Consider the following 23171-nt stretch of genomic DNA (forward strand, 5'->3'; position numbering starts at 1 on the left):
GCGGTCAGTAGCCTCGGTGCGTGCGCATCGTCCGTTTCGCCGCGCCCTCGGGCATGTCCTTCGGCGTCCTCGACGGGGACGGCCAGGTCGCCCAGATCGAGGGCCACCCGTTCGGCACCATCTCCTTCACCGGCCAGCGGTTCCCCCAGGCCGACGTGCGGCTGCTGTCGCCGATCCTGCCGAGCAAGGTGGTCTGCGTCGGGAAGAACTACGCCGCCCACGTCCAGGAGATGGACACCGGTGATGCGCCGGAGGAGCCGCTGCTGTTCCTCAAGCCCTCGACGTCGGTGATCGGCCCGGGCGACGCGATCCGCATCCCGCCGGGCAGCACCAACGTGCACCACGAGGTGGAGCTCGCCGTCGTCGTCGGCGCCCGGGGCGCGCGGCACGTGAGCTCTGCACAGGCGTCCTCGAGCGTGTTCGGCTACACGATCGGCAACGACGTCACCGAGCGGGACATGCAGGCCGGCGACGGGCAGTGGACCCGCGCGAAGGGCTTCGACTCGTTCTGCCCCCTGGGCCCGTGGATCGAGACCGACCTCACCGCGCAGGGCAAGGACGCGGCGGACCTGGAGATCACCTGCACCGTGGACGGCGAGCTGCGCCAGTCCGGCCGCACCAGCCAGCTGCTGTTCGACGTCCCGACGCTGGTCTCCTACATCTCCGGCGTCATGACGCTGCTGCCCGGCGACGTGGTGCTCACCGGCACCCCGTCGGGCGTGGGGCCGATCCGGCCGGGCCAGCGGGTGGAGTGCACCATCGAGGGTCTGGGCACGCTGACCAACACCGTCGCCGGCACCGACACCGCCTCCACCGCCGGGGGTGCGCGGTGACGGTCCGGACCCGTTTCTGCCCCTCGCCGACCGGGCTGGTCCACGTCGGCGTCATGCGGACGGCGCTGTTCAACTGGGCGCACGCGCGGCACACCGGCGGCACCTTCGTCTTCCGCGTCGAGGACACCGACGCCGCCCGCGACTCCGAGCAGTCCTACCGCCACCTGCTCGACAGCCTGCGCTGGCTGGGCCTGGACTGGGACGAGGGCCCCGAGGTCGGCGGCCCGCACGGCCCGTACCGGCAGTCGCAGCGGCGCGAGGTCTACCGGGACGTCGCGGCGCGGCTGCTCCAGGCCGGGCACGCCTACGAGTCCTTCTCCACCCCCGAGGAGGTCGAGGCCAGGCGCCGCGCCGCCGGGCAGGACCCGAAGCTCGGCTACGACAACGCCGACCGGGACCTCACCGACGAGCAGGAGGCGGCGTACCGCGCCGAGGGTCGCCAGCCCGTGCTGCGGCTGCGCATGCCCGACGCGGACCTGGCCTGGACCGACCTCATCCGCGGGGACGTCCGCTTCGCCGCCGGGTCGGTCCCCGACTTCGTGCTGGTGCGCGGCAACGGCGTCCCGCTCTACCCCTTCACCAACCCGGTCGACGACGCGCTCATGGGCATCACCGACGTGCTGCGCGGCGAGGACCTGCTGTCCTCCACGCCGCGGCAGCTGGCCCTCTACGCCGCGCTGACCGACATCGGCGTCGCCGAGGGCCCGCCGCGCTTCGGCCACCTGCCGCTGGTCACCGGCGAGGGCAACCGGAAGCTGTCCAAGCGCGACCCGGAGTCGAACTTCGACGTCTACCGCGAGCGCGGCTTCCTGCCCGAGGGGCTGGTCAACTACCTCGCGCTGCTGGGGTGGTCGATCGCCGACGACCGCGACGTCTTCACCCCCGAGGAGCTGGTCCGCGCCTTCGACGTCACCCGGGTCAGCGCCAACCCGGCCCGCTTCGACGTCAAGAAGGCCGAGGCGATCAACGCCACCCACCTGCGCGCACTGCCGGTCGAGGACTTCGTCGCCCGGGTCGTGCCGTTCCTCGCCCGGGCCGGGCTGGTCGGCGACCCCCCGACGGCCGAGCAGGCGCGGGTGCTGCGGGCGATCGCGCCGCTGGTGCAGGAGCGCGTCGTGGTGCTCTCCGACGCCGTCGACCTGGTGCGCTTCCTGTTCACCGACGAGGTCGAGATCGACCCCGCGGCCGCGGGCAGGCAGCTGGCCGGCGCGGAGGCCGCCGAGGTGCTGGACGCCGCCACGACCGCGCTGCGCGAGCTGCCGGGGTGGACCGCGCCCGACGTCGAGGCCGCGCTCAAGGAGGCGCTCGTCGACGGCCTGGGCCGCAAGTTGCGGCAGGCGTTCGGGCCGGTGCGGGTCGCGGTCACCGGGCGCACCGTCTCCCCTCCGCTGTACGAGTCGATCGAGCTGCTCGGCCGCGACCGCACGCTGGCCCGGCTCGCGGCGGCCCGGGCGGCCGTCCCCGGGTGATCGGACGGCGACGTGATCGGACGGCGACGTGATCGGACGGCGATGACCACGGCGGTGCCCCCGGGCGGCACGGAACCGGCGGACGACGAGCCCTACACCGGGCCGCCGCCGACGGGCCCCTACGGCGCGCCGCCGTCCGTCCCGGGAGCGCCGCGCGGGGGGCACTCGCTGCCGGCTCCGGGTGCACCGGCCGGCCCGGTGCCGTGGCCGCTGGGGCCGGTGCCGCTGCAGCCGGGGCCGCACAGCTCTCCGCCGGGCGGCCCGCCGCCGGTGCCCGCGCCCCCGGGCTCCCCGCCGCCGGGGGTGCCGGGTGTCCCGCCGCCGGGGGTGCGCTGGGCGCCGCCGCCGGGCACGCCGCCCCACGACGTCCCGGTGGGTTTCCTGCAGGCGATGCGCTCGCGGGACTGGCGCTGGTGGCGGCCGCTGCTGGGCCTGCTGCTCCTCGCCGTCGTCTACACCGTGGCCGCCACGGTCGTGGTGCTCGTCGGCCTGCTCGCCGGGGCCTTCCCCGACCTGCAGTTCCTCGACCTGGTCGACCCCGCCGTCCTGCTGACCACCAACCTGTCGCTGATCGTCGCGATCCCGGTCGTGTGGCTGGCCTGGGTGGCCGCCCACGGCATGCGGCCGGGCTGGTCGTCGTCGGTGCTGGCGCGGCTGCGCTGGCGGCTGCTGCTGCCGTACACGCTGCTGTCGCTGCCCACGCTCGGCGTCGGCATCCTGCTGTCGGTCCTGGTCGGGTTCGTGGTCGACGGCGGCGAGGCGAGCGGGCCGACGCCGTCCTACGGATGGCTGGTGCTGGTGGTGCTGCTCACCACGCCGCTGCAGTCGGCGGCCGAGGAGTACGTCTTCCGCGGCTACCTCAGCCAGGCGGTCGCCGGCTGGGTCCGCGGCCCGCGGGCGGGCGCCGTCACCGCCGGCGTGCTGACCGCGGCGCTGTTCTCGGCCGCCCACGCCCCGCCCGACGTGTGGACCTTCGCCGACCGGTTCGCCTTCGGGTTGGCCGCCTCCGCCGTCGTCTGGCTGACCGGGGGGCTGGAGGCGGCGATCGTGCTGCACGCGGTCAACAACGTGCTGGTCTTCCTGCTCGCCGGCGGGCTGGGGGAGGGGGTGACCACCGACTCGGTCCCCGCGGGCACCGGGGTGCTGGTCGTCGCCCTCGACCTGCTGGCCATGGGCGCCTACGTGGCCCTGGTGGCCCGCTCCGGCGAGCGGCTGCGACCGGAGACCCGGACCGCCGCGCAGGACCTGCGACCACCGTCACCCCGGGGGGCGCCGGAGCCGCCTCCGGGCGTCGGGTATGGTGTTCTGCGGCGCCGCGAGGCGCAGCACCACCCTTGGGGTATGGGGTAATTGGCAGCCCGACGGATTCTGGCTCCGTTAGTCTAGGTTCGAGTCCTGGTACCCCAGCGAGGAGCTGTCGGTCCGCCGAACAGCGCTCCTCCGGCGCCATCGCACGGCCCCGTCGTCTAGCGGCCCAGGACGCCGCCCTCTCACGGCGGTAGCGAGGGTTCGAATCCCTTCGGGGCTACGCCCGCGAGGGCCCCCGGCCACCCGGCCGGGGGCCCTCGCCGTCCCGGGACCCGGTGCGCGGGCCCGGACCGGGGCGTGGCAGGATGGTGCACGCACGGCCCCGTCGTCTAGCGGCCCAGGACGCCGCCCTCTCACGGCGGTAGCGAGGGTTCGAATCCCTTCGGGGCTACGCCCGCGAGAGCCCCCGGCCACCCGGCCGGGGGCTCTCGTCGTCCCGGCACCCGGGTGGGCGGGGCTCGCCGGCCGGGGCTAGCGTCTGGTCGCCGCTCACGGACAGTGACGGGCGGCGGGAAGGCAGGACAGCACGTGATCCGGACGAGTCGCCGGCTGGCCGACGGCCGCGAGATCCTCTACTTCGACGCCGGGGACACCGTCCCCGAGCGGACGGCGGAGGACCGTCGCGACCTGCCGCCGGTCAGCACCCGCTCCCAGCTGCGGTGGGACCCCCTGCTCGGCGAGTGGGTGGTGCTGGCCTCGCACCGGCAGACGCGGACGTTCCTGCCGCCGGCCGACCTGTGCCCGCTGTGCCCGACCCGCCCCGGTCGGGAGCCGACGGAGATCCCCGAGGCCGACTACCAGGTCGTCGTCTTCGAGAACCGCTTCCCGTCCCTGGCGACCGGGGTCGACCGCGACGTCCCCCCGACCGCGCCCGGTGCCCCGCTGAGCGAGCTGCGGCCCGGCTTCGGCCGCTGCGAGGTGGTGGTGTTCACCAGCGAGCACGACCGCTCCTTCGCCACGCTGGGCCTCGACCGGGTGCGGCTGGTGGTCGACGTGTGGGCCGAGCGCACCGCGGAGCTGTCCGGGATCGACGGGGTCGAGCAGGTCTTCGTCTTCGAGAACTCCGGCGAGGAAATCGGGGTGACCCTCTCCCACCCGCACGGGCAGATCTACGCCTACCCGTTCGTGGCGCCGCGGGTGGAGAAGGTCCTGGCCTCGGTGCAGCGGTACCGGCGGGAGACCGGCGGGGACCTGTTCGCCGACGTGCTGGCCGCCGAGCGCGCCGGCCCGCGCGTGGTCGCCGCCAACGAGCACTGGACGGCGTTCGTGCCGGCCGCCGCCCGGTGGCCCTACGAGCTGCAGCTGTTCCCGCACCGGCAGGTGCCCGACCTGCCCGCGCTCACCGCCGAGGAGCGCGACGCGCTGGCCTGCGTCTACCTCGACGTCCTGGGCCGCTTCGCCCGCCGCTTCGACACCTCGATGCCCTACATCGCCTCCTGGAACCAGGCGCCGGTGCATCGTGGGCGGGAGGACTGGTGGCTGCACCTGCAGCTGTTCTCCCTGCGCCGCGCACCCGGGAAGCTGAAGTACCTGGCCGGTTCGGAGTCGGGGATGGGCGCCTTCATCAGCGACACCACGCCGGAGGACGTCGCCGAGCAGCTGCGGGCCCTCGCGTGAGCGAGGCCGAGCGGGCTCGTCAGGCGTTCCGGGAGGCGTTCGGCGGCGAGCCGGAGGGCGTCTGGGCCGCGCCGGGCCGGGTGAACGTCATCGGTGAGCACACCGACTACAACGAGGGCTTCGTGCTGCCGGTGGCGCTGCCGCACACCACCCGCGCCGCGGTCGCCCGCCGTCACGACGGGCTGGTCGCCCTGGTGTCGGCGCAGCACCCGGGGGAGCGGGTGCAGGCGCCGGTCGCCGAGCTGGCCCCCGGCCGGCCCGGTGGCTGGGCCGGCTACCCGGCGGGGGTGGTCGACGCGCTGCGGGACCGGGTGCCCGGCGGGGTCAGCGTGCTGGTCGACGGGGACGTGCCGGCGGGCATGGGGCTGTCGTCGTCGGCCGCGCTGTCGTGCTCGGTGGCGCTGGCGCTGCGCGACCTCGTCGCCCCCGACCTGCCCGTCCCCGCCCTGGTCGACGTCGCGCGGCGGGCGGAGAACGACTTCGTCGGGGCGCCCACCGGCATCCTCGACCAGTCCGCGGCGCTGCTGTGCACCGCCGGGCACGCCCTGTTCCTCGACACCCGCGACCGCAGCACCGAGCAGGTGCCCCTGGACCTGGCGGCCGCCGGGCTGGAGCTGCTCGTCGTCGACACGGGGACGACGCACGACCACGCGACCGGCGGCTACGGCGACCGCCGCCGCGAGTGCGAGCAGGCCGCCGAGCGGCTCGGGGTACGGGCGCTGCGCGACGTCCCGGACGTCGCCGCGCTGGCACCCCTGGACGACGGCACGCCCCAGGGCGCGGTGCTGCTGCGCCGGGCCCGGCACGTCGTCACCGAGGACGCCCGCGTGCTCGAGGTCGTCCGGATCCTGCGCGGGACCGCCGACCCCGCCGCGATCGGGCCGGTGCTCACCGCCGGGCACGCCTCGCTGCGCGACGACTTCCAGATCTCCACCGTCGAGCTCGACACCGCCGTGGACACCGCGCTGGCGGCCGGCGCCGCCGGCGCCCGCATGGTGGGCGGCGGCTTCGGCGGCAGCGCCGTGGTGCTGGTCGACGTCGACCGGACGCCGGCGGTGGCCGCGGCGATCGCCGACCGGTTCGTGCGGGAGGGGTACCGGGCGCCCCGGACCTCCGCCGTCGTGCCGTCCGCGGGGGCCCGCCGGCTCTCCTGAGACCCACTCCGGGGGCGGTCAGCCGAGCACCGTCACCGGCACCCGCTGCACCAGGTTGTTGGCCATGCCCTGCCGGTTCCACACCTGCTCGGTCGGCTGGGTGCCGCCGTCGGCGTCGGTGGCGCGGACCACCAGCTCGTGGCTGCCCGGCTCCGGCGTCCACGCCAGCGTCCACGCGCGCCAGGCGCAGGGGTGCGCCGGGTCGGCCGGGGCGAGGTCGGCGGTGGTCCAGGTCGCTGCGCCGTCGGTGCTGACCTCTACCCGGGTCACCGGCGCCCGGCCCGACCAGGCCCGGCCGGACAGCGCCACCGGACCGGCGCGCAGGAACCGCTCGCGGGTCATGAAGTCCGGCCACCCCGGGGGCGCCACCAGCGCGCGTGGCGCGATCCGGGTCACCGGCTCGCCGCTCTGCGCGGCGTGCACCTTCAGCCGGTAGGCGACCGCGTTCTGGAAGCCGCGGAACGGGCGGTCGAGCACCTCGATGCGGGTCAGCCACTTGACGTGTGCCATGCCGTACCAGCCCGGGACGAGCAGCCGCAGCGGGGCACCGTGCTGCGGCGGCAGCGGCGCGCCGTTCACGGCCCAGGCCAGCAGCACCTCGGGGCGCACCGCCTCGGCCAGCGGCAGACCGCGCGCGTAGTCCTGCTCGACGCCGCGCTCCACCCCGTGGTCGGCGCCGGTGAAGGCGACGTCGACCGCGCCCTCGGCGACGCCGGCCTCGGCCAGCAGCGGCGCCAGGGGGGTGCCGGTCCACTCCGCGCAGCCCACGGCCTCGAGCAGCCAGGGCTGGCTGACCGGCCGGGGCTCGTAGCGGGCGCGGCCGTTGCCGGCGCACTCGAGCAGCACCCGGGAGGTCACGGCGGGACGGCGGCGCAGGTCGTCGAGGGTGAGCCGCAGCGGGCGCGCGACGGCGCCGGTGACCTCCAGCCGCCAGGTGGCCGGGTCGACCGCCGGGATGTCGTAGTGGGTGAGCACGTAGTGCAGCCCGGGCGGGGTGACGTCGTAGCGGAGCGCCTCCAGCGGCATCCCGTGGTTGCGGGTGGCCAGCGCGAGCTCGTCGAGGCCGATGCCCTCGCCCGGTCCGGCGATGCGTGCGCGGCCGCGGCGGGGAGGCTCGGCGGCGGTCATGGCCGCAGTCTCCCCTCCGACGCCCCTGCACGTCCCCCCTTCGAGCCGATCACGGGGTTGTTGTCGGTGACACGCGACGACACACCGCAGGGGGACGCAACGATCCCATGATCAACGCCGGCTCAGGACCCCGGGGGGGCGGTCGTCCACGTCCGGGACCACGAGGACCTCGACGGCGGGGACGTGCTGCCCGGCCTGCGCCTGCCGGTCGCCGACCTGCTCGACTAGGGACGGCGGACCGACAGCGACACCAGCACCGGTCCCGACCGACGAGCCGAGGGCCCGGCCGCGCCGCACCCCGGCCGGTCTCCGACCCCCGACGCGCAGCTGCCGCAGCCGCCGTCCGGGCAGCCCACGGTGAGCTCGCGGGCGTCGAGCCGGCCCATCCGCAGCAGGTGCTCCACGGCGGCGTCGACGACGTCGCGGCGCAGGCCGGTCCGGGCGCAGACCTCGGTGCGCGAGCGCGCGCCGGACTCGAACGCGGTCAGCACCGAGCGCAGCGGGCCGGCGCTCTGTCCGCCCCGCGAGCTCGCCCGCTCGCTCACGTGAGCAGCCGCCCGACCTGGAAGACGGCGACCGCGACGGTCCAGGCGACGGTCAGCTGCAGCCCGACGCCGAAGGCGGCCCAGCGCACCCCGATCTCCCGGCGCTGCGCCGCGACCGTCGCCACGCACGGCGTGTAGGCGAGCAGGAAGACCAGGAAGGCCAGCACCGCCGCGGTGACCGCGCCGCCGGAGGAGGCGGCGAACGCCGCGTGCACGTGCGCCTGCAGCTGGTCGGGGGCGAGCCCGGCCGTGGGGTCGGCCGCGGCGTAGGTCTGCGCCCAGGAGGTGAGCACGGCCTCCTTGGCGACGAACCCCACGACGAGGGCGCCGACGGTGTGCCAGTCGCCGAAGCCGGCGGGTACGAACAGGTGCGCGACGACCCGGGAGGCGGCGGCGAACAGGCTGTCCTCGGGCGGCACCGCGCCGAACGACCCGCCGTGCACCGGGACCGCCTGCAGCAGCCAGACCAGGCTCACCGTCGCCACGATGATCCCGCCGGCCGTGCGCAGGAACGCCCGCACCCGCACCCAGGTCAGCGACGCGGTCAGCCGGAGGGTGGGCCGCTGGTAGGCCGGCAGGTCCAGGACCAGCGGCTCCTGCCCCACCGTCCGCCACAGCGTGCGGCGCAGCGCCAGGCCCACCCCGACGACGAACAGGATCGAGGTCAGGTACATCCCGAAGACGACGGTCCCGGCGGCCGACGGGAAGAACGTGGCGGCGACGAGCACGTAGACGGTGAGCCGGGCGCTGCACGAGGTGAACGGCACCAGCAGCGCGGTCATGATCCGGTGCCGTGCGTCGGGCAGGATGCGGGTCGCGCTGATCGCCGGCACGTTGCAGCCGAACCCGACGACCAGCGGCAGGAACGCATTGCCGGGCAGGCCGACCGCGCGCATCGCCCGGTCGGTGACCAGCGCCGCACGGGCCAGGTAGCCGGAGTCCTCCAGCAGCGCCAGCAGCGCGAACATGATCGCCATCAGCGGCACGAACGTCAGCAGCATCCCGACGCCGGCCACGAGACCGTCGAGCACCAGGCCCTCGGCCCAGCTGCCGGAGAGGCCGAGCAGGTCGAACAGCCCGCGGCCGGCCGCGGTCACCGGCCCGCTCACCAGGGTGCCCAGCGCGTCCTGCAGCGGCGCGGCGACGGTCGTGGTGGCCTCGAAGACGCCCCACATGACGAGCAGGAACAGCAGCGGGCCGAGCACCGGGGCGGTGACCCACCGGTCCACCCGGTCGGTCACGGTCGGCCGGGCCGGCCGCTCGGCCAGCGCCGTCATCAGGACGCCGTCGACCCAGTCGAAGCGCTCGTCGGCGACCGCCAGCGCGTCGTCGTCCGCGCCGTCCCGCTGACGGGCGCGAGCTGGCGGCGCCGGGGCGCGCAGCGCGTCGGCGACGACGGCCGCCAGCCGCTCCCGGCCGCTTCGCCGGCGCGGGTCGAGCTCGACGACCGGCACGCCCAGCGCGGCAGCCAGGGCGTCGGCGTCGACGGTGATGCCGCGCCGCTCGGCGACGTCGGACATGGTCAGCGCGACGACGAGCCGGCGGGACCGCTCCCGCAGCTGGGCGACGAGGTAGAGGCTGCGCGCCAGGTGCGCGGCGTCGGCGACCACCACGGCGAGGTCGGGGGCGCCCGCCGGGCCGGAGCCGGTGAACAGGTCGGCGGTGAACTGCTCGTCGGGGGAGGCGGGGTCGAGGCTGTAGGCGCCGGGCAGGTCGAGCAGGTCGACCTCGGCCGGGTGCCCGCAGCGGTCGGTGCCCACCCAGGAGCCCCGGCCGACCTCGACCGTGGTCCCCGGCCAGTTGCCGACCGTGCGCGACCCGCCGGTCAGCGAGTTGAACAGCGTGGACTTCCCGGCGTTCGGTGCACCGACCAGCGCGACCACCGGGACGCCCGGCCGGGCACCTCCGGCGGGAGCGTCCCCGTGGCAGCTCGGCGCACCCCTCCGGGGAGCCGCGGTGGACGGCCGGGCCAGGGTCACGCGCCCGCTCCTGCCGACAGGACCTCCAGGCGACGGGCGGTGTCGCGGTCCAGGCCGATCCGGGTCGCCCCGGTGGCGAGCAGCCGACCGCCGCCGGCGGTGCGGGCCAGCACCGTCACCGGTGCGCCCACGCGCAGCCCGACCCGGGCCAGGCGCAGGGCCGCCGCACGTGGCAGCCCGCCGAGGGCGAGGGTCCCCGAGGTGCCGATCGGTACCTCGGCGAGCGACCGGACCGGGGGAGGGGAGAGCGGCACGGCCCGACGGTAGCTCCGCGCGCACGGATAGGCGAGCCTCACCTACCTCGCGGTCAGCGGGCGGCGCGGGAGATGGCGCCGGCCGTCTCGAGCACCGCGCCCACGACCTCGGGGGTGGGGCGCCGCCCCAGCCGCTCGACCGGTCCGGAGACGGACACCGCGCCGAGCACCCCGCCCGCGGCGTCCCGCACCGGAGCCGACAGCGAGGCCACGCCCGGCTCGCGCTCGGCCACGCTGTGCGCCCAGCCCCGGCGGCGGACGTCGAGCAGCGTGCGGGCGGTGAAGCTGGCCGCCGGCAGCAGCGGGGTGACCTCGTCGGCGGGGGCGAAGGCGAGCAGCGCGTGCGCGGCCGACCCGGCGGTCATCGGCAGCCGGGCCCCGACCGGCACGGTGTCGCGCAGCCCGTGCGCGCGCTCGGCGGCGGCCACGCACACCCGGCTGGCGCCGTCGCGGACGTAGAACTGGGCGCTCTCCCCGCTGGCGTCGCGCAGCCCGACCAGGTGCCGGCCGGCGATCTCGGCCAGGTCGGCGACCCCGCGGCCCAGTTCGGCCAGCGCCGGACCGGGCGCCCACGCGCCGGCCGCGGTGCGCCGCACCAGGCGGTGTCCCTCCAGCGCCACGGCCAGCCGGTGGGCGGTGGCGCGGGGCAGCCCGGTGCGCTCGACCAGCTCGGCGAGCGTCGCGGGCTCAGCGGCGACGGCGCGGAGGATGGCCACCGCTTTGTCCAGCACGGCGACGGGGTTAGGCTGTCCCACGCAGCAATACTGGCATCCCACATCCTGGGATGACCAGCCAGCCGTCCGCGGGGACCGACCCAGGAGGACCAGCCGTGCCGAAGACCCTGGCGGAGAAGGTCTACGACGCCCACGTCGTGCGCAGTGCCGCGGGTGAGCCGGACCTGCTCTTCATCGACCTGCACCTCGTGCACGAGGTGACCAGCCCGCAGGCGTTCGACGGGCTCCGCGCGGCCGGGCGCACGGTCCGCCGTCCGGACCTGACGATGGCCACCGAGGACCACAACGTCCCCACGCTGGACATCCTCAAGCCGATCGCCGACCCGGTCAGCCGCGCGCAGGTCGAGGCGCTGCGCCGCAACGCCGCCGAGTTCGGCATCCGGCTGGCCCCGATGGGCGACCGCGACCAGGGCATCGTGCACGTCATCGGCCCGCAGCTGGGGCTGACCCAACCGGGCACGACCATCGTCTGCGGCGACAGCCACACCTCGACCCACGGCGCCTTCGGCGCGCTGGCCTTCGGCATCGGCACCAGCGAGGTCGAGCACGTGCTGGCCACGCAGACCCTGCCGCAGTACCGGCCCAGGCAGATGGCCGTGACGGTGGACGGCGAGCTGCCCGAGGGCGTCTCGGCGAAGGACGTCATCCTGGCCGTCATCGCCCGGATCGGCACCAACGGCGCCGCCGGCCACGTCATCGAGTACCGCGGCAGCGCGATCGAGGCGCTGTCGATGGAGGCCCGGATGACGATCTGCAACATGTCGATCGAGGCCGGCGCCCGCGCCGGGCTGATCGCCCCGGACCAGACCACCTTCGACTTCCTGCAGGGCCGGCCGCACGCTCCGCAGGGCGCCGACTGGGACGCCGCGGTCGAGTACTGGCGCACCCTGCGCACCGACGAGGGCGCCGTCTTCGACGCCGAGGTCGTGCTGGACGCCGCGGAGCTGTCCCCGTTCGTCACCTGGGGGACCAACCCCGGCCAGGGGCTGCCCATCTCCGCGCGGGTGCCCGACCCGGCCGACCTCACCGACGACAACGAGCGCCGCGCCGCCGAGCAGGCGCTGGCCTACATGGGCCTGACCCCCGGCACGCCGCTGCGGGAGATCGAGGTGGACACCGTCTTCCTGGGCTCGTGCACCAACGGCCGCATCGAGGACCTGCGGATCGCCGCCGAGCTGCTGCGCGGGAAGAAGATCGACGCCGACACGCGGATGCTCGTCGTCCCCGGGTCGGTCGGCGTCAAGGCGCAGGCCGAGGCCGAGGGCCTGGACCAGGTGTTCCTCGAGGCCGGCGCCGAGTGGCGCGGCGCGGGGTGCTCCATGTGCCTGGGCATGAACCCCGACCAGCTCCGGCCGGGGGAGCGGTCGGCGTCGACCAGCAACCGCAACTTCCAGGGCCGGCAGGGCAAGGGTGGACGCACCCACCTGGTCTCCCCGCCGGTCGCCGCCGCCACCGCGCTCACCGGCCGGCTCACCGCCCCCGCCGACCTGCAGCCCGCCGACCTGACCAGCGCTGGGGTGTGACCGCCGTGGACGCCTTCACCACCCATACCGGCACCGCCGCCCCGCTGCGCCGCAGCGCCGTCGACACCGACCAGATCATCCCGGCCGAGTACCTCAAGCGGATCACCCGCACCGGGTTCGAGGACGGGCTGTTCTCCGCCTGGCGGAAGAACGAGCCGGACTTCGTGCTCAACCAGCCCCAGCACGCCGACGCGTCGATCCTGGTCGCCGGCCCGGACTTCGGCACCGGCTCGTCGCGCGAGCACGCCGTCTGGGCGCTGATGGACGGCGGCTTCCGGGTGGTCATCAGCTCCCGGTTCGCCGACATCTTCCGCAACAACTCGACCAAGTCCGGGCTGCTCACCGTCGTCCTGCCGCAGGCCGAGGTCGAGGCGCTGTGGCAGGCGGTCGAGGTCGACCCGGCGACGCCGGTGACCGTCGACCTGCAGGCGGAGACCGTGAGCTACGGCGAGGTGACGGTGCCGTTCGAGGTCGAGGACTACACCCGCTGGCGGCTGCTCGAGGGCCTCGACGACGTCGGCCTCACCGAACGGCACCTGGCCGACGTCGAGGCCTACGAGGCCCGCCGGCAGCCCTGGCTGCCCAAGGCGCTCCCGGCCAGGTGACGAACTGGCACCGCAACCCTCCAAGGCCCCGCGCCGAGCGTCGGATGGCCCCGTCCGGAGGCTCGCCCCGAGCGTGCGAGGGGTGAGGGGGACGGGGTCCTTCTGGGGGAAGGGTGGTCCTTCAGCGGGGGCCGAGGACGGCCGCGTCGTCGGCGTCGGCCGAGAAGTCCCGGTAGTAGTCGGCGGCCAGTGCACCCGGCCGCCCGCCGAGGGCCCACACGCTGCCCTTGGCCGCCGGCGGCTGGACCCCGGCGACACCGGCCCAGCCGACCCCCAGGGCCACCAGCACCGACGGGATCGCCCCGCCCTGGCTGCACACGACGGTGACCCCGGGCTCCTGCCGGGCCGAGAGCAGCCGCTCGACGACGGCGAGGGCAGCCTGCGGGTCGGCCGCGAACTCCTCCTCGCCGAGCTCGGGCAGGTCCGCCACGGTCAGCCCCAGCCGCTCGGCCAGCGGCTCCACGGTCTGCCGGCAGCGGGTGCGCCGCGCCGTGAGCAGCTCGGTCGGCCGGAACAGCGGCAGCACCTCGGCCAGCCGGTGCGCCTGCCGGCGACCCTTGCCGTCCAGCGGCCGCAGCTCGTCGGGGCCGTCCCACTCCGACTTGTTGCCCGCCCGGCCGTGCCGCACCAGCAGCAGCGCCGGCTCGCGGGGGACGTCGGTGCGGGCCAGGTCGGCCAGCACCGCCCGGTCGGCCTCGTGGCTGACCAGCGTGCCCGCCTCCGCCAGCGGCAGCCAACGCAGCCGGTCGACCTCGTCGTTGGGTGCGAACCGGCCGCCGACCACGCGCATCAGCCAGTAGTCGACCCGCTTGGTGCCCTCCGCGACCTCGTACTCGGTACGCACGCTGCGCCGTCCCACGACGACGTCCAGCCCGGTCTCCTCGACCACCTCGCGGACGGCGGCGGTCAGCACGTGCTCGTCGGTGTCGAGCTTGCCCTTGGGCAGTGACCAGTCGTCGTAGCGGGGGCGGTGCACCAGCGCCGTCTCGAGACCGCCGCCGGCCGCGGGGCGCCACAGGGCGCCGCCGGCGGCGCGGACCAGGTGGCCCTCGTCAGCCGGCCCGCGCTCAGCCAACCTGGTCACCGGCCGCCGCCATCAGCCCGGCCTGGTGGTCGCGCTCGCCGGTGCGCGTCCAGCAGGCGTCGCCGCCCAGCTCCCAGCAGCGCACCCCGGGGGCCATCGCCGCGTCGAACACCGCCTGCAGCTGCCGCTGGGCGGTCTCGTCGCAGACCCGCAGCAGCACCTCGACCCGGCGGTCGAGGTTGCGGTGCATGAGGTCGGCGCTGCCGATCCACCACTCGCCGTCCCCGTCGCCCGCGAACCACATCGCCCGCGAGTGCTCCAGGAAGCGGCCGACGATCGACCGCACCCGGATGTTCTCCGACAGGCCGGGGACGCCGGGGCGCAGCGAGCAGATGCCGCGGATGAGCAGCTCCACCGGGACGCCCGCCGTCGAGGCCTCGTACAGGGCGTCGATGACCTGCTCGTCCACCAGGGAGTTCACCTTGATCCGGATGCCGGAGGGCCGGCCCTCCCGGGCGTGCCGCGCCTCCCGGTGGATCTTCTCGACCAGGCCGGTGCGGATCCCGTGCGGCGCCACCATCAGCCGGCGGTAGGTCGTCTGCCGCGAGTAGCCGGTCAGCGTGTTGAACAGGTCGGTCAGGTCGGCGCCCACCCGCGGGTCGGCGGTGAGGATGCCGAGGTCCTCGTAGAGACGGGCGGTCTTCGGGTTGTAGTTGCCCGTGCCGATGTGGCAGTAGCGGCGGATGACGCCGCTCTCCCGGCGCACCACCAGCGCCGTCTTGCAGTGGGTCTTCAGGCCCACCAGCCCGTAGACGACGTGGCAGCCGGCCCGCTCCAGCGAGCGGGCCCAGCTGATGTTGGCCTCCTCGTCGAAGCGCGCCTTGATCTCGACGAGGACGACGACCTGCTTGCCGGCCTCCGCCGCGTCGATGAGCGCGTTGACGATGGGGGAGTCGCCCGAGGTGCGGTACAGCGTCTGCTTGATCGCCAGCACGTTCGCGTCGGCGGCGGCCTGCTCGATGAACCGTTGCACGCTCGTGGCGAACGAGTGGTACGGGTGGTGCACCAGCACGTCGCCCTCGCGCAGGGTGGCGAAGACGCTCATGGGCGTCTCCCCCTCGCTCAACCGCGGGTGGGTGGCCGGCACGAACGGCTCGTCCTTGAGCTCGGGGCGGTCGAGGTCGTAGAGCGCCCACAGCGCCGCCAGGTCCAACAGGCCGGGCACGTGGACGACGTCCTCCTTGTCCACCTCCAGCTCGGAGACCAGCACCTGGAGGACCTGCGGGTCCATCGGCTCGGCCACCTCCAGGCGCACCGCCGGGCCGAAGCGGCGGCGGGCCAGCTCGCGCTCGAGCGCCTGCAGCAGGTCCTCGTCGCGGTCCTCCTCCACCTCCAGGTCGGCGTTGCGGGTGACCCGGAACAGGTGGTGGTCGATGACGTCGAGCCCGGGGAACAGCTGCTGCAGGTGGGCGGCGATGAGGTCCTCGAGCGGCAGGAACCTCGCCTGGGAGGTCGTGTCGAGCGGCCCGCCCGCTCCTACGGGCACGAACCGCGGCACGTTGTTGGGCACCTTGAGCCGGGCGAAGCGCGGCGCCCCGGTGTCGGGGTCGCGCACCTGGACCGCCAGGTTCAGCGACAGCCCGCTGATGTAGGGGAACGGGTGCGCGGGGTCGACCGCGAGCGGGGTGAGCACGGGAAACACCTGGTCGCGGAAGTAGTCCCGCAGCCGCGCGGCCTCGCCGTCCCCGACCTCGTCCCAGTGCACGATCCGGATCCCGGCTTCCTCCAGCCGCGGGGTGATGTCCTTGGTGAAGACGTCGGCGTGCCGGTGCGCCAGGTCGCGGGTCCGCTCGCTCACCCGGGCCAGCTGCTCGCGGATGGTCAGCCCGTCGGGGGAGCGGACGGTGAGGCCGGTGCTCTGCCGCCGCTTGAGGCCGGCGATGCGGACCATGAAGAACTCGTCGAGGTTGCTGGCGAAGATGGCGAGGAACTTCACCCGTTCCAGCAGCGGCAGCGAGTCGTCCTCCGCGAGCTCGAGGACCCGGGTGTTGAAGTCCAGCCAGGACAGCTCGCGGTTGATGTACCGGTCGGCGGGAGCGCCGGTTCGGGTGGAGACCACGCGCTCATCGTGCCGTAGAAGCCGATCCCCCGGATCCCGTCGAGGACGACGATGTGCCGACCGCGGTCAGCAGCGCGGCGGTGTGCCGGCCGATCCCGAGCCGCAGGGCGGCGCGGAGGTCGTCGGGGGTGTCGACGTCGCGGGCCAGGCCCGGCCAGGTCCCGGTGAGGGGGACGGCGCCGCCGGCCCGGTGCCGCCCGGCCGACCCGGCACCGAAGGCGGGGGCGAGGTCGGTGCCGGCCGCGGTGAGCAGCGTCGTCCCGGTGCCCTGCGCGTCGGCGACGAAGCACCGACCGCGTCCCCCACCCACCCGCGCCTCGGCGGCGGCCAGGGCGTCGGTCAGCTCCTCCGGGCGCAGCGCCGGGAGGTCGGAGGACAGCGCCGCGACAGCGGCGCTGCCGGTGGCGCGGGCACCGTGGGCCAGCGCCGGGTTCAGCCCGCGGTCGGGCTCGTCGGGCACCGTGCGGGCACCGAGGCCGGTGACGACCGCCCCGGCCGCGGGGTCGTCGGTCACCACCAGGACGTCGGCGACCGCGGAGGAGGCCAACGCGGCGGCGACCGTGTCGGCCAGCAGGGCCAGCACCAGCCGGGCGTGCGCGATCCCCGGCGGCCCGCCGAGCGCGTCGGTGAGGGGGGTCAGGCGGGTCTTGGCCACCGGCAACCGCTTCGCCGGGACCACGACCGACCACGCACGCACGGTCACAATGTCAGCACACCACCCCGGGCGGGCGGTGCGGACGCCGGACCCGGTACGCCACCGCGGCCGGCGCGCCCCGATCATGGACCCGGCGCGCCCCGATCATGGACACGGCCCGATCATGGACGCGGCCACCACGGCCCGGCAGGGGCCGGACGAGCAGGAGGGAGGGAGCCGGTGACGCAGGACGGGTCCCCGGACGCCGGGAGGACGCGCCGCGCCGGGGCGGCGCTGTCGCGGTGGCGCACCCGCAGGCCGCTGCCTGCGGCCCTGCTGCTGTGCGTCCTGCTGGTCTACCCGGTCACCGTGCTGCTGTTCCGGCTGCGCTACCGGCACGCCGAGCGGCTCCCCCGCACCGGCCCGGTGCTGGTGGTGGCCAACCACGTCTCGGTCCTCGACCCGCTGGCCTGCGCCCGGCTGGTCTGGGACTGCGGCCGCGTGCCCCACTTCCTGGCCAAGGCGTCGGTCTTCAAGGGCCCGGTCGGCGGCATCCTGCGGGCCGCCGGGCAGATCCCCGTCGTCCGGGGCACCGTCGACGCCCGCACCTCCCTGGCGGCCGCCGAGGCCGACCTCGCCGCCGGCAACGTCGTCATCATCTACCCGGAGGGGTCGGTCACCCGCGACCCCGACTGGTGGCCGATGGAGGCGCGCACCGGGGTGGCCCGGCTGGCGCTGGCCACCGACGCCGTCGTCGTCCCGGTGGCTCAGTGGGGGCCGCAGCGGGTGCACGACTACCACACCAAGCAGTTGCACCCGCGGCTGCGCGCGCCGGCGGACTACCTGGTCGGCGAGCCGGTCGACCTCGCCGACCTGCGCGCGCAGGTGCGCGCCGGCCGCCCGCTGACCGCCGAGCTGCTGCGCGAGGTCACCGACCGCATGATGACCGCCGTGCGCGACCAGCTGGCCGAGCTGCGCGGGGAGCCGGCGCCGGCGGGCTTCCACCCGCGTCCCGCGCGTCCGCTGCCCGGCGACCTGCCGGGGAGCGCGGCGTGATCCCACGCGGTGGGCAGGACGCGGGCGAGCCCGCGAGCCGTGCCGTGGGCAGCCCGTGAGCGAGTTCGCGCTGCCCGGCGCGGGGCACGGCACGCACGCCGCCGTCCTCGGCGCCGGCTCCTGGGGCACCACCTTCGCCAAGGTGCTCGCCGACGCCGGGTGCTCCGTGGCCCTGCACGCCCGCCGCCCCGAACTGGCCCGCGCGATCACCGCCACCCGGGAGAACCGCGACTACCTGCCCGGCATCCGCCTGCCCGACCGGCTGCGCGCCACCGAGGACGCGGCCGAGGCGCTGGCCGGTGCCGAGATCGTGGTCCTCGCCGTCCCGTCGCAGTCGCTGCGCGCCAACCTCACCGAGTGGGCTGCGCTGCTGCCGGCGGAGGCGGTCCTGCTGTCGCTGATGAAGGGCATCGAGCTGGGCAGCACCAAGCGGATGAGCCAGGTCATCTGCGAGGTCACCGGCGCCCCGGGCGAGCGGGTCGCGGCGCTGTCCGGGCCCAACCTGGCCCGGGAGATCGCCGAGGAGCAGCCGGCGGCGACCGTGGTCGCCTGCACCGACCACGGCCGGGCCGCGCAGGTCCAGGCCGCCTGCCACACCCCCTACTTCCGGCCCTACACCAACCGCGACCTGGTCGGCTGCGAGCTCGGCGGCGCGGTCAAGAACGTCATCGCGCTCGCGTGCGGCATCACCGAGGGCATGGGCTTCGGCGACAACACCCGGGCCTCGCTCATCACCCGCGGCCTGGCCGAGACCGCCCGGCTGGGAGCGGCGCTGGGGGCCGAGCCCACCACCTTCGCCGGGCTGGCCGGCCTCGGCGACCTGGTGGCCACCTGCAGCTCGCCGCTGTCGCGCAACCGCACCTTCGGCGAGCGGCTCGGCCGGGGCATGACCCTCGAGGAGGTGCAGCAGACCACCCGGCAGGTCGCCGAGGGGGTCAAGAGCTGCCGGCCCGTGCTGGACCTGGCGCGGGCGCACGGGGTGGACATGCCGATCACCGAGGCCGTCGTCCGCGTCTGCCACGAGGAGGTGCCGGCGGCGCAGATGGTCAAGGAGATCATGTCCCGGGAAGCGAAGCCCGAGTGAGCGGGGCGACCGAGGACGGAACCGGGGTGAGCGCGGCGAGCGGGGGCAGAGGCGACGGACCGGCCCGGGGCGACGGACCGGCCTGGGGCGACGGCACCCGGTCGGTCCGCGCGGGGGAGCCGGCGCCCGTACCGGGTGCGCCGCTGCGGCCCTCACCGGTGTTCGCCGCCCCCTACCACCTCGGCGACGCCCCGCCCCGCGCCGGCGGCGCCGACGCCTACGCCCGCACCGAGCACCCCACGCTGCGGGTCTTCGAGACGGCGGTCGGCGAGCTGGACGGCGGCCGCTGCCTGTCCTTCGCGACCGGCATGGCCGCGGTCAGCGCCGCGGTGCTGGCCGTCGTCCGGGCCGGCGACCGGGTGGTGCTGCCCGCCGACGGCTACTTCACCACCCGGCTGCTCGCCCGCGAGGAGCTCGAGCGCTTCGGGCTGGCCGTCGAGTACGTGCCCACCCCGGAGATCGCGGCGGTCGCCGCCCGCGGCGACCTGGCGGGCGCCCGGATGGTGGTGCTGGAGACGCCCAGCAACCCGCAGCTGGACGTCTGCGACGTCGTCGCCGTGGCCCGCGCGACCCGGGCGGCCGGCGCGGTGCTCGCCGTCGACAACACCACCGCCACCCCGCTGGGCCAGCGGCCCCTGGAGCTCGGTGCCGACCTGACGATCGGCAGCGACACCAAGGCGCTGACCGGGCACAGCGACCTGCTCCTGGGGCACGTGAGCACCACCGACGACGCGCTGTACGACCGGATCAAGGCCTTTCGCGACCACACCGGCGGCACGCCCGGCGCCTTCGAGGCCTGGCTCGGCCACCGCTCGATGAGCACCCTGGACCTGCGGCTGGCCCGCCAGGCGGCCACCGCCGCGGCCGTCGCCGACCTGCTGGCCGCCCATCCCGCGGTCACCGGCGTCCGCTGGCCGTGGCGACCCGGCGACCCGTCCCACGCCCTGGCCACGCGGCAGATGCGCCGCCCGAACGGGGTCGTCTCCGCCGAGCTGGCCGACGAGGCGGCGGTGCGCCGGCTGCTGGCGGCCAGCCGCCTGTGGACGGCGGCGACCAGCTTCGGCGGGGTGCACAGCACCGTCGACCGGCGGGCGCAGTGGGGTGGGGACGCCGTACCGCCGGGCTTCGTCCGGCTCTCCTGCGGGGTCGAGGACACCGCCGACCTCGTCGCCGACCTCGCCGCGGCGCTCGACGCGCGGTGACCCGCCGGTCGGCTCCCGCCCGTCGCCCGGGGCCCCGACCCGGCTCCACTAGTGTCGGCCGCGATGAGCGGACAGGCGGGCAGGGTGCGGATCGCGGTGGTCTTCGGCGGGCGCAGCGCCGAACACCCCATCTCCTGCGTCTCCGCCGGCGCCGTCCTCGCGGCGCTGGACCCCGACCGGTACGACGTCGTCCCCGTCGGCATCACCCGCGACGGCCGGTGGGTGCTGCCCGATCCCGCGCAGCGCCTGGCGATCGTCGACGGCGCGCTGCCCGAGGTCACCGGCGGGACGGCGGTGACGCTGGTCGGTGACCCCGGTGGCCGCGGGCTGGTCGGCCTGGACGGCGGCGGGCCGCGGATCGGGCTCGACGTGGTCTTCCCCGTGCTGCACGGCGCCTACGGCGAGGACGGCACCATCCAGGGCCTGCTGGAGATGAGCGGCATCCCCTACGTGGGCTCGGGCGTCTTCGCCAGCGCGGCGTCGATGGACAAGGAGCACACCAAGCAGCTGCTGGCCGCCGCCGGGCTGCCGCAGGGCGACCACGTGGTGCTGCGCGACGCCTCCGGGGCGGTGGCGGCCGACCCCGACGCGCTCGACGCCGCCGCCCGGGAGCGGCTGGGCCTGCCGGTGTTCGTCAAGCCCGCGCGGGCCGGGTCGAGCATCGGGATCACCAAGGTCACCGACTGGGCGCAGTTCCCCGACGCCGTGGCCGTGGCGGCCGCGGTGGACCCCAAGGTGGTCGTGGAGGCCGCCGTCCCGGGCCGGGAGATCGAGTGCGGCGTGCTGGCCCGGCCCGGCGGCGGACTGCCGGAGGCCAGCCGGCCGGCCGAGATCCGGCTGCGCCCGGGCACCGAGTGGTACGACTTCGCGGCCAAGTACCTGGAGGACGCCGCCGAGTTCGACGTCCCCGCCCACCTCACCCCCGAGCAGACCCGGGTGGTGCAGCAGGCCGCCTGCCGCGCGTACCTGGCCCTGGACTGCCGCGGCCTGGCGCGGGTGGACTTCTTCCTCGGCGCGGGTCCGGACGGCGCCGAGCGGCTGGTGGTCAACGAGGTCAACACCATGCCCGGCTTCACCCCGATCTCGATGTACCCGCGGATGTGGGCGGCGACCGGCGTGGACTTCGCCCAGCTGGTGGACCGGCTGGTCGCGGTCGCGCTGGAGGAGACCCGCCCCGCGGCGCAGCCCGCGCTGGACGGCACGCGGACGTGACCCCGCCGGTGCCCGTCCGCCTGGGCGGGCTGGCGCTGCTGCTGGGACTGCTGGCCGGCTGCGCGACGGCGGTCGAGGGGGCGGCGACCGCGACACCCGCCGTCCCGACGCCGGCCACGCCCGGCGCGCTCGAGGAGCTGGTCGTGCCCGGGGTGCCCTCCGGGCTGCCGCGGGTGCCGGACCGGGACCTCTCCCCGCCGGCGGGGGAGAAGACGGTCCAGGACGTGGCCGGGTACGCCGACGACCCCGACCGGGAGCGCGCGGTGCTCGAGGACTACGGCTACCGGTACGGCTGGGAGCGCTACTGGGGCTCCGGCTCCGGCCCGCTGACCAGCGTGTTCATCCACCAGTTCGCGACCCGGGACGGAGCGGCGGCGTTCACCGAGGACCTCGCCCGCAACGACGCCGAGGCCTACGGCGGCGTGCTGCGCGACGACCCGCCGCACCTGCCCGGCGGTTGCCGGCTGCTCACCCTGGACGCCGGGCACCCCTCGTCCGGCCTGGCCGGGCCCGCGGCGTTCTCCTGGTGCGCGCACGGGGTGTTCAGCGTGGCGGTGACCGCCGTCGCCGGCTCGGTGCAGGCGGCCACCGACGAGGTGCACGCCGTCGTCGCGGCCCAGCTCGAGCGCCTGCCGCCGTCCTGACGGCCGGCCGCGGGAGCACCGCAGCACGGGCAGCCGGCGGCGCGGGGTCAGGACGGTGGGCGCCGTCCTGACGGCCTGGCTCAGCCGTCGGCCTGCACCGGCCGGGCGGGGAGGGCGCCGGCGACCACCGGGCCCAGGGCGGTCACCGGTGCGCTGTCGGTGTCGGCGGAGACGGTGACCTGCACGTAGACCGGCCGGTCGACGGCGGTCCACACGACGACGTCGGGGTCGCCGGTGTCGACGAACCACTGCACCCCGTTGATCTGGATCAGCGGCGACGTCGGCTCCAGGCCGGCCGGGCGGTCGACGCCGCAGACGAGCACGACCGGCGGCTCGCCCCAGGCGTAGGCGAACGGGGAGTCCGACTGCACCGGGCGGGACTGCTCGCCGGTCAGCTCCAGGGGCAGCGCGCTCATCAGCGCCGGGCAGGAGGCGTCGGCCTCCGGGGTCACCGGCGGCACCTGCACGGGCAGCGGGGGGAGGTCGGCCCGACCGGGCGTGGAGGTGCCCTCGACCTCGGCGGCAGCGGAGTCGCCGGAGCCGCCGGATTCGTCCCCACCGAGGACGCGGACGAGGACGACCAGCACGACGACCAGCGGCAGGACGACGGCGGCGACGACCAGCGCGACGCGGCGCAGGGGGTCGTCGGGCCGGGACGGCGGCGCGGGCGGCGGACCCTCGGGTGCCGGCCCGGCGGGGTCGGCCCCGGGAGGGGTCTCGGTCAGGGCACTCAGATGTTGACGACGGGGCAGGTCAGGGTGCGGGTGATGCCGTCGACCGACTGCACGCGGGCGACGACCAGGCGGCCCAGCTCGTCGACGGTCTCCGCCTCCGCGCGCACGATCACGTCGTAGGGACCCGTGACGTCCTCGGCCTTGGACACGCCGGAGATCTGGCTGATCGTCGAGGCCACCTGGGCGGCCTTGCCGACTTCGGTCTGGATGAGGATGTAGGCGTGGACCACGGGAGACCTCTCCTCGGGCAGCGCGGCCGGTGCGGCGTCCGCACGAGCGAGCGGACAGTTGGGCAACCTACAGCAGCAGTGCG

General features: G+C 75.8%; 22 protein-coding genes and 3 tRNA genes. 15 read left to right on the top strand and 10 right to left on the bottom strand.

Translation table 11 applies throughout. The features are described 5' to 3' along the window. The first annotated feature begins 20 nt into the window (after positions 1 to 20). The 8 genes from DQ238_RS05425 (at position 21) to galK (ending at position 6381) form a co-directional block, all read left to right on the top strand. On the top strand, positions 21 to 833 hold the full coding sequence (locus DQ238_RS05425) for a fumarylacetoacetate hydrolase family protein (RefSeq protein ID WP_113780273.1): 813 nt from the start codon (positions 21 to 23) through the stop codon (positions 831 to 833). Continuing rightward, positions 830 to 2302, top strand: a complete 1473-nt coding sequence (gene gltX, locus DQ238_RS05430) for a glutamate--tRNA ligase (protein ID WP_113780274.1) — start codon at positions 830 to 832, stop codon at positions 2300 to 2302. The genes DQ238_RS05425 and gltX overlap by 4 nt, the downstream gene beginning before the upstream one ends. Positions 2303 to 2344: 42 nt before the next feature. Continuing rightward, positions 2345 to 3652: a CPBP family intramembrane glutamic endopeptidase gene (locus tag DQ238_RS05435; protein WP_113780275.1), complete on the top strand. Its 1308-nt coding sequence runs from the start codon at positions 2345 to 2347 to the stop codon at positions 3650 to 3652. Then, positions 3638 to 3709: transfer RNA gene (locus DQ238_RS05440), tRNA-Gln, on the top strand. The genes DQ238_RS05435 and DQ238_RS05440 overlap by 15 nt, the downstream gene beginning before the upstream one ends. 48 nt (positions 3710 to 3757) lie before the next feature. Next, positions 3758 to 3830: transfer RNA gene (locus DQ238_RS05445), tRNA-Glu, on the top strand. 98 nt (positions 3831 to 3928) lie between these two features. Continuing rightward, positions 3929 to 4001, top strand: a tRNA-Glu gene (locus tag DQ238_RS05450). A gap of 137 nt (positions 4002 to 4138) precedes the next feature. Next, on the top strand, positions 4139 to 5227 hold the full coding sequence (gene galT, locus DQ238_RS05455; RefSeq protein WP_113780276.1) for a galactose-1-phosphate uridylyltransferase: 1089 nt from the start codon (positions 4139 to 4141) through the stop codon (positions 5225 to 5227). Then, complete coding sequence (galK, locus tag DQ238_RS05460; RefSeq protein WP_113780277.1) at positions 5224 to 6381, top strand: galactokinase; 1158 nt, start codon at positions 5224 to 5226, stop codon at positions 6379 to 6381. The genes galT and galK overlap by 4 nt, the downstream gene beginning before the upstream one ends. An 18-nt stretch (positions 6382 to 6399) precedes the next feature. On the opposite strand, the gene DQ238_RS05465 is transcribed toward galK, so the two are convergent. The 5 genes from DQ238_RS05465 to DQ238_RS05485 form a co-directional block, all read right to left on the bottom strand. Then, entirely contained in the window at positions 6400 to 7509 is a 1110-nt protein-coding gene (locus DQ238_RS05465) for a sulfite oxidase (RefSeq protein ID WP_113780278.1), read from the bottom strand. Between the two features lie 224 nt (positions 7510 to 7733). Further along, positions 7734 to 8054, bottom strand: a complete 321-nt coding sequence (locus DQ238_RS05470; protein WP_113780279.1) for a FeoC-like transcriptional regulator — start codon at positions 8052 to 8054, stop codon at positions 7734 to 7736. Continuing rightward, the gene (locus DQ238_RS05475; RefSeq protein ID WP_199506153.1) at positions 8051 to 10033 is read right to left on the bottom strand and encodes a ferrous iron transporter B; all 1983 of its coding nucleotides are present in this window, start codon (positions 10031 to 10033) and stop codon (positions 8051 to 8053) included. The genes DQ238_RS05470 and DQ238_RS05475 overlap by 4 nt, the downstream gene beginning before the upstream one ends. After that, positions 10030 to 10287, bottom strand: coding sequence for a FeoA family protein (locus DQ238_RS05480; protein ID WP_158550717.1), 258 nt, complete (start codon positions 10285 to 10287; stop codon positions 10030 to 10032). Before DQ238_RS05480 ends, DQ238_RS05475 begins: the two co-directional genes overlap by 4 nt. A gap of 53 nt (positions 10288 to 10340) precedes the next feature. Next, a complete protein-coding gene (locus tag DQ238_RS05485; RefSeq protein ID WP_113780282.1) occupies positions 10341 to 11042 on the bottom strand; it encodes an IclR family transcriptional regulator in 702 nt (233 codons plus the stop codon). 74 nt (positions 11043 to 11116) lie between these two features. On the opposite strand from DQ238_RS05485, the gene leuC reads away from it, so the two are divergent. Both leuC and leuD read left to right on the top strand, forming a co-directional pair. After that, positions 11117 to 12544: a 3-isopropylmalate dehydratase large subunit gene (gene leuC / locus DQ238_RS05490; protein ID WP_113780283.1), complete on the top strand. Its 1428-nt coding sequence runs from the start codon at positions 11117 to 11119 to the stop codon at positions 12542 to 12544. A 5-nt stretch (positions 12545 to 12549) separates the two neighbouring features. Next, entirely contained in the window at positions 12550 to 13149 is a 600-nt protein-coding gene (leuD, locus tag DQ238_RS05495) for a 3-isopropylmalate dehydratase small subunit (protein WP_113780390.1), read from the top strand. Between the two features lie 121 nt (positions 13150 to 13270). Here the strand turns inward: leuD and DQ238_RS05500 are convergent, their stop codons facing one another. The 3 genes from DQ238_RS05500 to cofC are packed head-to-tail and all read right to left on the bottom strand — an operon-like array spanning position 13271 to position 16995. Continuing rightward, positions 13271 to 14233: an NUDIX hydrolase gene (locus tag DQ238_RS05500; protein WP_233495730.1), complete on the bottom strand. Its 963-nt coding sequence runs from the start codon at positions 14231 to 14233 to the stop codon at positions 13271 to 13273. Further along, positions 14217 to 16292, bottom strand: a complete 2076-nt coding sequence (locus DQ238_RS05505; protein WP_113780284.1) for an RNA degradosome polyphosphate kinase — start codon at positions 16290 to 16292, stop codon at positions 14217 to 14219. The genes DQ238_RS05500 and DQ238_RS05505 overlap by 17 nt, the downstream gene beginning before the upstream one ends. Positions 16293 to 16296: 4 nt before the next feature. Beyond that, positions 16297 to 16995, bottom strand: coding sequence for a 2-phospho-L-lactate guanylyltransferase (gene cofC, locus DQ238_RS05510; RefSeq protein WP_233495731.1), 699 nt, complete (start codon positions 16993 to 16995; stop codon positions 16297 to 16299). Positions 16996 to 17166: 171 nt separating this feature from the next. On the opposite strand from cofC, the gene DQ238_RS05515 reads away from it, so the two are divergent. The 5 genes from DQ238_RS05515 to DQ238_RS05535 all read left to right on the top strand — a co-directional run bounded on the left by DQ238_RS05515 (position 17167) and on the right by DQ238_RS05535 (position 22124). Next, the gene (locus tag DQ238_RS05515; RefSeq protein WP_113780286.1) at positions 17167 to 17982 is read left to right on the top strand and encodes a 1-acyl-sn-glycerol-3-phosphate acyltransferase; all 816 of its coding nucleotides are present in this window, start codon (positions 17167 to 17169) and stop codon (positions 17980 to 17982) included. 55 nt (positions 17983 to 18037) lie between these two features. Next, the gene (locus DQ238_RS05520) at positions 18038 to 19066 is read left to right on the top strand and encodes an NAD(P)H-dependent glycerol-3-phosphate dehydrogenase (RefSeq protein WP_233495732.1); all 1029 of its coding nucleotides are present in this window, start codon (positions 18038 to 18040) and stop codon (positions 19064 to 19066) included. Between the two features lie 26 nt (positions 19067 to 19092). Continuing rightward, the gene (locus DQ238_RS05525) at positions 19093 to 20268 is read left to right on the top strand and encodes a cystathionine gamma-lyase (protein WP_113780393.1); all 1176 of its coding nucleotides are present in this window, start codon (positions 19093 to 19095) and stop codon (positions 20266 to 20268) included. Positions 20269 to 20331: 63 nt separating this feature from the next. Beyond that, positions 20332 to 21480, top strand: coding sequence for a D-alanine--D-alanine ligase family protein (locus tag DQ238_RS05530; protein ID WP_113780394.1), 1149 nt, complete (start codon positions 20332 to 20334; stop codon positions 21478 to 21480). A gap of 8 nt (positions 21481 to 21488) precedes the next feature. Next, on the top strand, positions 21489 to 22124 hold the full coding sequence (locus DQ238_RS05535) for a hypothetical protein (RefSeq protein WP_233495733.1): 636 nt from the start codon (positions 21489 to 21491) through the stop codon (positions 22122 to 22124). An 80-nt stretch (positions 22125 to 22204) separates the two neighbouring features. Here the strand turns inward: DQ238_RS05535 and DQ238_RS05540 are convergent, their stop codons facing one another. Together DQ238_RS05540 and DQ238_RS05545 are read right to left on the bottom strand one after the other, a co-directional pair. Continuing rightward, positions 22205 to 22711: a DUF3515 domain-containing protein gene (locus tag DQ238_RS05540; RefSeq protein ID WP_233495734.1), complete on the bottom strand. Its 507-nt coding sequence runs from the start codon at positions 22709 to 22711 to the stop codon at positions 22205 to 22207. A 143-nt stretch (positions 22712 to 22854) separates the two neighbouring features. Continuing rightward, complete coding sequence (locus tag DQ238_RS05545; RefSeq protein WP_113780289.1) at positions 22855 to 23088, bottom strand: Lrp/AsnC ligand binding domain-containing protein; 234 nt, start codon at positions 23086 to 23088, stop codon at positions 22855 to 22857. Between the last annotated feature and the right edge of the window lie 83 nt (positions 23089 to 23171).

Origin of the sequence: Geodermatophilus sp. TF02-6, from assembly GCF_003319115.1 — a bacterium.
GTDB lineage: Bacteria > Actinomycetota > Actinomycetes > Mycobacteriales > Geodermatophilaceae > Geodermatophilus.